This is a genomic window from Methanoregula sp. (assembly GCF_041645475.1).
In the GTDB taxonomy this organism is placed as follows: domain Archaea; phylum Halobacteriota; class Methanomicrobia; order Methanomicrobiales; family Methanospirillaceae; genus Methanoregula.
The window spans coordinates 1-4,545 of sequence record NZ_JBAZQA010000032.1 but is presented as its reverse complement, the minus strand read 5'-3'; the positions used below and the strand labels follow the sequence as shown (position 1 = coordinate 4,545).

Below are 4,545 nucleotides of genomic sequence, written 5' to 3'. Positions count from 1 at the left end.
ATGCATAGAGTGAATTGTCCGGCGTAACCTCGAAGGCCAGAACTGCTCGTCCGGTAATTTCGTCGAAGCTTACTTCGCGAAACTGGGCGAGCTGTTGGCCCGGCGTCCCCGGGTCGGCATCGAAAAGCCCAGACGGCCCGGTGAGGGGCGTTATCGGGGTATCGAACGGATCTCCATCATTGGCATAAGGGTTCAGGAAACTGATCAGCGTCGTACGCGCCGTCACATCCTTCTTGTCATTATTGTAACGCAGCCCCCCGGTCAACGTCAGCCGGTCGCTTAGATCGAAATAGACCTCGCCGAAAATGCCATAGCTCTCTAGATTCGATTCCAGCGAGTTGTTCCGATACATCGACGTCGCGAAATAGGATGGCGGAAGGCCGCCCGACAAGGAGCCGAATGAACCCAATACGGCACTGGCGTAATCGAGCGCAAACGAGTTCACATAATAGCTATTGTCGGTGGTTTTCGATTTCGCGTAAATTCCGCCCAACAGGAAATTGAACGGCCCGTCGAAGTCACTCGTGAGGATGAGCTCTCCGCTCCACGATTCGCGTTGTTCCGAAGATCGATCGAAAGAAAGCGGCGTTTCGGAACACAGCGAGTTCCCTTCGAAAGCGCCTCTGCTTCCATCATCATTATCCGACGTGCACAGCACGCCCTGCGGACCGTCCGGGATTAGAGCGCCGGCAATCGGCGAAAAATAGGCCGAAGAGCCGGGAATGAAGGCTGGCGCCGGCGGAGCAAGACCTGTCGGTAATCCGTTAGCCGCAAAAAAGTCCAACGTATTGAGCGCCGGGGCGAAACCGGCACGGCTTTGAATTCCAAGAAAATAGTCCTGCCTGGAATCGACTTCAGTATCCTGATAAATGCCGGTGGCCGTCAGGGTCATCGCGCCGAATTTTTGCTCAAGGCGCGCCTGCACCTGTAGCTCTTCGGCAAAATAGAAAGGGGTATAGGCCGTGTTGACGACACGCACATCGCCAGGCTCCTGAAACCCGGAAAACCCATCAGGGCCATAAAGGCTGCCGAGGCCGAGCACGGCGGGAATGCCCTGAATGGCGAAGAACTCGGATGAACTGAGCGTCGCACCGACCGTTGAATTTGCGTTCGTGGTATCGAAATCACGTCGATTGTTCAGGCATCCGAGCACGCCCAATGGATCGCGTTGGCACGTTTGTTTCTGGTTTCTGAGGCGCGTGTCCTTTTCCCGGAAATAATAGCCCATGAGATCGATCGTCGTATCAGGACCGGGTTCGAAACGAAGGGAGCCTCGCAACGCATAGAGGTCCCGAGCGTCGATGTCCGATCCATCATAGAGATTCGTCGTATAACCGTCGCGGTTCACATATATGCCCGCCAGCCTCACGCCGATCATATCCCCGATCGGGACGTTGACCATGCCACGCGCTTCGATGCTGTTGAAATTGCCGTACTCGAATTGCGCTTCAGCCTCGAAACGGGAGAGTTTGGGTTTCGCGGTCACGACATTCACGACCCCGGAGGTCGCATTCCGGCCGAACAGGGTGCCTTGAGGTCCGCGAAGGACTTCAATCCGCTCCAGATCGAAATATTCGGTCTCGAACAGGCGTGTTCCGAACAAGGGTGATCCATTGACATGGATTGCGGTCGCAGCATCGCAGGTGACGCCGACGCACAGGTCGCCAACGCCGCGAATAGTGAATGAAGCTGAGGTGAAATTGCCTTTCGAGAAAGATACATTGGGCAGCGTCAGCTGTAGATCCGAGGCATTTTCGATCTGCTGGCTTTCAAGCGCCTCAGCGCTGAATGCGCTGACAGCGATCGGTACGTCTTGCAAGCTTTGCGCCTGACGTTGCGCTGTCACGACGATGACATTGTCACCGCCATCTGGCTCTTCGGCTATGACTTCCTGAGCATTTGAGACCTGTGGCAACGCCATCACGACGGCGCTTGCCAACCAATAGGCTTTCTTATTCATCACCCTATCTCTCCCTGTCTCGATTTTTTCGTTTCTTGCGCGAACCCGTCCTTGTCCCCGATTGTCGATGTTCAAAAATGGGGCAGCTCGCCGAGCTGCCCCGAGTTTGAGGAGTGGCCAGAAGGAGATTTCCGGAGAGGAAAAGATTCTCGCCGCTCGGCTGGAAGATGAGCAGTTTTTCGGCATTTGGTAAAGAACTTTATTATGGCACTTTATTATTTTGCTCGGGGCGGTGGGAGGTGTGCCATCTCAGATCCGAAGATATCAGTTTATACATCCGATGCTTGCTGTCAGCGCTTCAGCCTTGGCGCGGTCGAGCGCGCGCCGACGACTTTTGGATGCGGCTGCGGTACGGCATGCCCGATCCGGAGCGCATGACCCGCGTGGTCGAAAGTTGGATAGCAGTGCAAAAGGCCGGGCTCTGATCCCGGCTGGTGGAAACCAGGGGGTCAGGTCAGTTCACCTATTCCTTCCCGTTCATTTTAGAGTCATCAAGATCGTATTAACCACGTCACGGTCCCTGCCGGGCAGGGCTTTCACGTGGGGGCATCCATGACCAGAACCAAACCATCCCTTAAGTCAGCTATCCTGTTGGCCAAATAGGATCAAGGCGACCGGCGCACCAATTTACCTCGTGACTGAGCCATGTGCGCGCGAAAACCGTCACCACTTCGATGGGGATTCGACATGACATTGCCATTTCACATGCCGTCCACAATCCGCCTTTCGGGTGTAGGTCTTGCCGCTTGTGCGATTGCCACGATTGCTGCCGCAAGTGCGCAGGCGCTACCACTATCCAGCTTCAAGGATCAGGGCGTCGACCATATCTTTGGCAGCTACGCCCCGCGCGGCGACTGCTCAAAGGAACCGCGCGTAACCATCGATGAAAAGGGCATGACGTTCCGCGCCAATGGTCGGGAAATAAAGCCCCCTCGGGTGGAATATGCTCTCACCTTCATGGGCCAGAGCTATGACGGCATCATGGCAGTATTTTTTCCCTTTCCAGTTAGCAGCAATGATTTTGGTCGGGTTCTCATGTATGTGAACGACGACGAGAAGCGCGGTGTCATCCGCTTTGAATCCGATCTGCCGCGCGGCCAACGCCCGGCTTCTTTCCATGCGGCCTTCACGGGTGGCGGCCCGTTCACGCTCTGCCAGGGCAGCGCTCTTGCTGGCACGCCACTGCCGCCACGGCCTGAGCCGGCGGTGGCCGTGCAAGGCATTCCAGCGGAATGGACCAATCTCGCCAGCCTCGTCGGCAAATATCCGGGAAGCTACGCCAAGGACAATATCGACCTGTTCGATAAGGGTACCTTGGCTGCGGCATTGAAGGCCCGGATGGGGCCGAAGATGGCTGCGCTGCGGACCAATCTCTCAGCCGTCTCGCCATTGCAGCGGGCTGGGAACTATTACTATCTTTCCGGCAATGCGCAGCATCAGGGCGGTGTGGAGCAGGCCTATATAATAATAGACCCGGCGCGCCGTGCGGTGCAGGTGGGCCTTTGGGAGCGCGGCAAGCTAACAGTTTATCCGTCTGCTTCGGGCGTTAGGCTGCCGATTGCGCCGGAAATCAAGACGCTGTTGGACAAAAGCCCGCCCGAAACGGCAGTGCCGCTTCCCGGTACACCCTGGGAAGTTGTACCGGTGCAAGGTCGCGCGCCCATGGCTTATGTGAGCGCCGCGGCATCGCCCAACATCGAAGCCCTCAGTCTCTATTGTGAAGGCGGAAAGCCCTACATGGCGATGCTGCTCAACAAGCCCTCCGCCGACAATGCGATGACGATGACGTGGAACTTCTCCGGTCGGCTCGTTAGCATATCCGTTCAGCGCGCCAATGCGAACGGCACTCAATGGATCGGCGGCGTGACGGGTACGCAACTTGTTCCCCTGCTCATGCAGCAAAGCGGGACGGTGATGCTACGTATCAACGGGCGGCTGGAAGGCGAAGCCTCGCTCAGCAATTCAATTGCAGTGCTGCGCGATACCCTGCGGGGATGCGTGCGGCTCTGACCTGTGAGAACGGCGCCGCCTCCATTTCAGGTGCTCTGCCACCTGAATTCTGGACCAGTTGCGGTTAGAGTTTTCCGCCGTAGATATCATTGGCTGGGCGAGGAGTTAGAGCGGGATGACATTTGGCTGATTCAAAGGGGATTCTTTTTTGGGCGGTTTTCTGATTCATATGTGGACGCCCCCTATGGCAAGGGCTTTGTGGTCGCGATGGCTTTGATCGGTTGCTTTCATATGTCCGGCCTGTTTGTGCGGCGTTTTGAGTGCCGCTGGCCTTGATGGAAATCCGCCGGTGAGGTCCCTAGGCCGCGTTGACAAAAGACTTCAGCCATAGCCGCGTGGCGGCGAGGTTTAGGAAGCTCTCGAACGAGAGAAGGGTTTTGTCATATCGAGTGGCGATGCGTCGTTGCTGTTTGAGCTTTCCGAACATGCGCTCGACGCGGTTGCGGTCTGATCTGCCCCCTTCTGAGTGGTCCAAAATTGATGATATTTTGGACGACGAAGGAGATATAGAATGCCGAGCAAGAAGCATCGCCCGGAAGAGATTATCGGCAAGCTACGTGAGGCGGAGGTTGTGC

General features: G+C 56.5%; 2 protein-coding genes and 1 pseudogene. 1 reads left to right on the top strand and 2 read right to left on the bottom strand.

Going from position 1 to position 4,545, the window contains the following annotated elements; translation table 11 throughout:
- Positions 1–1,960: TonB-dependent receptor domain-containing protein (locus tag WC598_RS15380; RefSeq protein WP_372962383.1), on the bottom strand; the 1,960-nt coding region annotated here is incomplete at its 3' end.
- 687 nt (positions 1,961–2,647) lie between these two features.
- On the opposite strand from WC598_RS15380, the gene WC598_RS15375 reads away from it, so the two are divergent.
- Entirely contained in the window at positions 2,648–3,970 is a 1,323-nt protein-coding gene (locus WC598_RS15375) for a hypothetical protein (protein ID WP_039575466.1), read from the top strand.
- A gap of 298 nt (positions 3,971–4,268) precedes the next feature.
- Here the strand turns inward: WC598_RS15375 and WC598_RS15370 are convergent.
- Positions 4,269–4,418, bottom strand: a pseudogene (locus tag WC598_RS15370) (transposase); the annotation flags it as partial.
- Positions 4,419–4,545: the final 127 nt, after the last annotated feature.